At 43.8% G+C, this 4,311-nt stretch carries 4 protein-coding genes and 1 pseudogene; 2 read left to right on the top strand and 3 right to left on the bottom strand.

Going from position 1 to position 4,311, the window contains the following annotated elements; all coding sequences use genetic code 11:
• Positions 1-249 precede the first annotated feature (249 nt).
• On the top strand, positions 250-1,137 hold the full coding sequence (locus B4H32_RS00115; RefSeq protein WP_286798985.1) for an SDR family NAD(P)-dependent oxidoreductase: 888 nt from the start codon (positions 250-252) through the stop codon (positions 1,135-1,137).
• A gap of 99 nt (positions 1,138-1,236) precedes the next feature.
• A pseudogene (locus B4H32_RS00110) lies at positions 1,237-1,452 on the top strand (SDR family oxidoreductase); the annotation flags it as partial.
• A 47-nt stretch (positions 1,453-1,499) separates the two neighbouring features.
• Here B4H32_RS00110 and B4H32_RS00105 read toward each other — a convergent pair.
• The 3 genes from B4H32_RS00105 to B4H32_RS00095 all read right to left on the bottom strand — a co-directional run.
• Positions 1,500-1,817: an AzlD domain-containing protein gene (locus B4H32_RS00105; protein ID WP_004683458.1), complete on the bottom strand. Its 318-nt coding sequence runs from the start codon at positions 1,815-1,817 to the stop codon at positions 1,500-1,502.
• On the bottom strand, positions 1,814-2,521 hold the full coding sequence (locus B4H32_RS00100; RefSeq protein WP_004683460.1) for an AzlC family ABC transporter permease: 708 nt from the start codon (positions 2,519-2,521) through the stop codon (positions 1,814-1,816). The genes B4H32_RS00105 and B4H32_RS00100 overlap by 4 nt, the downstream gene beginning before the upstream one ends.
• 133 nt (positions 2,522-2,654) lie before the next feature.
• Positions 2,655-4,311: helix-hairpin-helix domain-containing protein (locus tag B4H32_RS00095; RefSeq protein ID WP_286798980.1), on the bottom strand; the 1,657-nt coding region annotated here is incomplete at its 5' end.

The following is a 4,311-nucleotide window of genomic DNA, read 5'->3' as shown; positions in this document are numbered from 1 at the left end:
TAAAGTCAATAAAATCAATGAGCCCTTAACATAGGGCTTTTTTTATATGCAAAATTCGAAAAAATATAATATCATTTACAACTATAGGTTTATTTTTTTAGAGTTTTTACTCTAAAAATTATTAAATCTCAAACATTTGAACTAGACAAACAAAAATGTCGGTTAATATACATACAAAATAAAATGCAGTGCCTAATCACAACCATGACGGCAATGCAAACAACAGCTTGATTAATGTAGGACACGTACATGGACGCAAAACTTAAAAAACTTTTTCAGCAAAAAGTCAACGGTAAAACAATCATTGTCACTGGTGCATCGAGTGGTATTGGTTTAACGGTTTCAAAATATCTTGCTCAAGCTGGCGCTCATGTGTTGTTGCTTGCACGTACCAAAGATAAACTGGATGAAGTCAAGGCGGAAATTGAGGCAGAGGGTGGCAAGGCATCGGTCTTTCCATGCGATCTCAACGATATGGAATCAATTGATGCTGTGTCAAAAGAAATTTTGGCAAGCGTAGATCACATTGATATTTTGATCAACAATGCAGGACGTTCAATTCGCCGTGCTGTACATGAATCAATTGACCGTTTCCATGATTTCGAACGCACCATGCAACTTAACTACTTTGGTGCAGTCCGTTTGGTCCTTAACTTGTTGCCACACATGATGCAGCGCAAGGATGGCCAGATCATCAACATCAGCTCAATCGGTGTGCTTGCCAATGCAACCCGTTTCTCGGCTTATGTTGCGTCCAAGGCTGCGCTGGATGCGTTTAGCCGTTGTTTATCTGCTGAAGTTCACTCACACAAGATTGCGATTACTTCAATTTATATGCCTTTAGTGCGTACTCCAATGATCGCACCAACCAAGATGTATAAATATGTTCCAACCTTATCTCCTGAGGAAGCAGCAGATTTAATTGCGACTGCCATTGTAAAACGTCCAAAGAAAATCGCAACCAACCTGGGTCGTATTGCTTCAATTACTTATACAATTGCACCAGACATTAACAACATCCTGATGTCAATTGGCTTTAACTTGTTCCCAAGTTCAACTGCCTCTATTGGTGAACAAGAGAAATTAACGATCATACAGCGTGCCTATGCCCGCCTGTTCCCAGGTGAACACTGGTAATCTGTCCAGTCCAAACCTCAAGAAGCAGCGTCTCAACAACGCTGCTTTTTTTATTTGTCCAATTAGCCCCCTGCTCCATGATTGATCCAGTCAGCTGTTTTGCGAATGGCGGCCGTTGCACCTGGCCCAATGGACACAGCATTTTTCTATGGTCAGGAACTGCCTCAGACAGTGGCCTATCACAAATCTGCTTCAGCTTTAGGTGGCTTAACCAAGATTGAAGATATTGAGCCTTTGGTTCGCTTCTTAGTGACTGATGGCTGGCGGATTACGGGCCAAACGATTTTTGCCAATGGTGGTTATACCACACGTTAACAGGCTTTAAATGGGGCTTGTGGCAAATTTCATATTGCCCAAGCTTGCTAATTCAACCAAAACACCAATCCATAAAAACACGCCAAACTCAGAATAATCGTCAACAAGGTATGTCGCACTTTATAAGCAATTACAATCGTTAAAATCGTGGCGAGAAAATACGGATTCAGTAAAGTCGAACGAAATACCCCCTGCTCATCCATAAACACAATCGGAGTCGCAATTGCCGTCAGTAAACACGGTGCAGAATATTGCAAAGACTGCTGAAACCATTTGGGTAAACGCAAAGGAAGATTAGGTTCAAGCAAGATATAGCGATTCATAAACACCACAATTGCGAGAATAATCAGCAGAAACCAACTCATGCCATACGCTCCCGAATATTCTGTAGGCAGGTTGCGGTCAACATACCAATTACTCCTGCCATGATCGCTGCACTTTTAAAACCTAAGCTTAGAAAAACAAAGGTTAAAAACACCGAAACCAGTACACCCACCAACGTATTCAGGTTTTTAATAAAGGGAATCACTATCGCAATAAAGGTTGCAACAATGGAAAAATCGAGATGATATTGATCTAAATTTGGTAGAGAGGAAGCCAACACAATACCGCCAATACTAAACAATACCCAAGCCAAATAGAAAAAACTGCCAGCCCCAAGCAAAAAATAAATATAATATTCACGCTTATGAATACCAACAGCAAACAATTCATCAGTCAGCAAAAAACCAAATAACAAACGCTGTTTTAATGGCAGTCTGGCAATTTCTTCACGAAAATATAGGGCATATAAATAATGCTGTGTGGTAATCAAAAATACTGAAATGATAATGGTGAGTGCAGGTGTACCCGCCATAACCAAACCCAGTGTCATCAACTGCGCTGCACCAGCAAAAACCAATGCAGACATTCCTATGGCTTGCCCAGTACTCAGCCCTGCCTGAATCGCCATTGAACCTGCCAGCAAGCCCCACGGCAATACCGCGAAACATAGCGGCAGTATTTTGATCACTCCTTGTAAAAAAGCATGCTGGGGGGAAGAAAGATTTTCAGTAGAATCTGGGGACATAAGAACAACAAACTTGCGTTGGAAACTGGAGAATTATAATAAAGTTCAACATAAGAAGTGGAAAAATCATCTATTTTGAATGTAAAAAACCTCCCGAGGGAGGTTTTTTACATTATCAAAAATTGTAATAGACTTATTTCGTCCCTTTAATTCCCGCCTGCAACAACAAGGCACCTAAACCACCAATTTTTTGCTCTTGTGGTTTTTCAGTTTTTGGCTTGCTCTGTTGTGGACGCTTAAAGTCACCTTCTTTACGTGGTGGACGCTGTCCCTGTGGCTTAGGTTCTGAACGTTCCGCACGGTCTTGCTGTGGACGCTGCTGTTGGCGAGGCGCTTTTGCAGGTGCAGAACCCTCAGCACGCATACTCAGGTTGACACGGTTACGTTCCACATCCACCTGCATCACACGCACCTGCACGATTTGACCTGGTTTCACCACTTTATGCGGATCAGAAACAAATTCATTCGCCAGCTCAGAGATATGAACTAGACCATCCTGATGTACACCCACATCGACGAAAGCACCAAAGTTGGTGACATTGGTCACCACACCCTCAAGCTGCATACCCTCAGTAAGCTGGGCAACTTCAGTGATATCCTCACGGAATTTGGCAGTGCGGAACTCTGGACGTGGATCACGGCCTGGTTTTTCCAGTTCTGCTAAAACATCCTGAATGGTGGGTAAGCCGAATTTGTCATCCACAAATTCATCCGCTTTGACTTGGCGAATGATTTCAGTATTGCCAATGATATCTTTTACCGTTGTTGCTTTTGCCGCAACAATTTTTTCCACCAAACCATAGCTTTCAGGGTGAACAGCAGATGCATCCAATGGCTCTGAACCATTCTGAATACGCAAGAAACCTGCTGACTGCTCAAACGTACGTTCGCCCAAACGTGGTACTTTCTTCAATGCCTGACGGTTGTCAAAACGACCATGTTCTTTACGGTATTCAACAATTTGCTGGGCAATGGCCTTGTTTAAACCTGCAATATAGGCAAGGATTGCTGGAGAAGCGGTATTTACATCAACACCCACCGCGTTCACACAGTCTTCCACCACGGCATCCAGTGTTTTTGCCAAACCTGTCTGGTTCACATCATGCTGGTACTGGCCCACACCAATGGATTTTGGATCAATCTTCACAAGTTCGGCCAACGGGTCCTGCAAACGGCGTGCAATCGACACTGCACCACGAATCGACACATCAAGCTCTGGCAATTCTTGCGAAGCGAGTTCACTTGCTGAATAAACCGATGCACCTGCTTCACTCACTGTGATACGTGTCAGTTTCAGGTCGGTATTGGCAGCCATCATCTCAGCAACCACTGCCTCTGTTTCACGGCTTGCAGTTCCGTTGCCAATCGCAATAAGTTCCACGTGGAACTCTCGACATAAACGAGCAAGTTCCGCAATAGCACCCTCTTTATCTTCTTTAGGGGCAAATGGATAAATGGTGCTGTAGGCAAGCACATCACCCGCATCGCTGACAACAGCAAGCTTCACGCCTGTACGAATACCAGGGTCAACACCCAAAGTGGTACGGCCACCCGCTGGTGCAGAAAGCAGTAGATGGCGCAGGTTCTCAGCGAACACATCCATGGCTTCCGCTTCAGCAGACAGACGTTTATCTGTTAGTAATGAGTGTTCAATCTGTGGGCGCACCTTGCCCAACCAGAACAGTTTTGCTGTTTGCTTTAAATAGTCCTGACGGCTTTGTGGCTGTAGCGTTTCAAGATTGTATTCGGTTTCAATACGTGCCAATGGTGCATCATCTTCACCATCTACT

Source organism: Acinetobacter sp. UBA2063 (genome assembly GCF_002333245.1).
GTDB classification, from domain to species: domain Bacteria; phylum Pseudomonadota; class Gammaproteobacteria; order Pseudomonadales; family Moraxellaceae; genus Acinetobacter; species Acinetobacter parvus.
Note: the sequence above shows the minus strand (reverse complement) of the source record. Positions and strands in the feature narration are given on the sequence as shown.

Excerpts from the sequence above, each read along its gene's own strand:
- B4H32_RS00115 (WP_286798985.1), top strand. The coding sequence starts at position 250 with ATGGACGCAAAACTTAAAAAACTTTTTCAGCAAAAAGTCAACGGTAAA.
- B4H32_RS00105 (WP_004683458.1), bottom strand. The coding sequence starts at position 1,817 with ATGAGTTGGTTTCTGCTGATTATTCTCGCAATTGTGGTGTTTATGAAT.
- B4H32_RS00100 (WP_004683460.1), bottom strand. The coding sequence starts at position 2,521 with ATGTCCCCAGATTCTACTGAAAATCTTTCTTCCCCCCAGCATGCTTTT.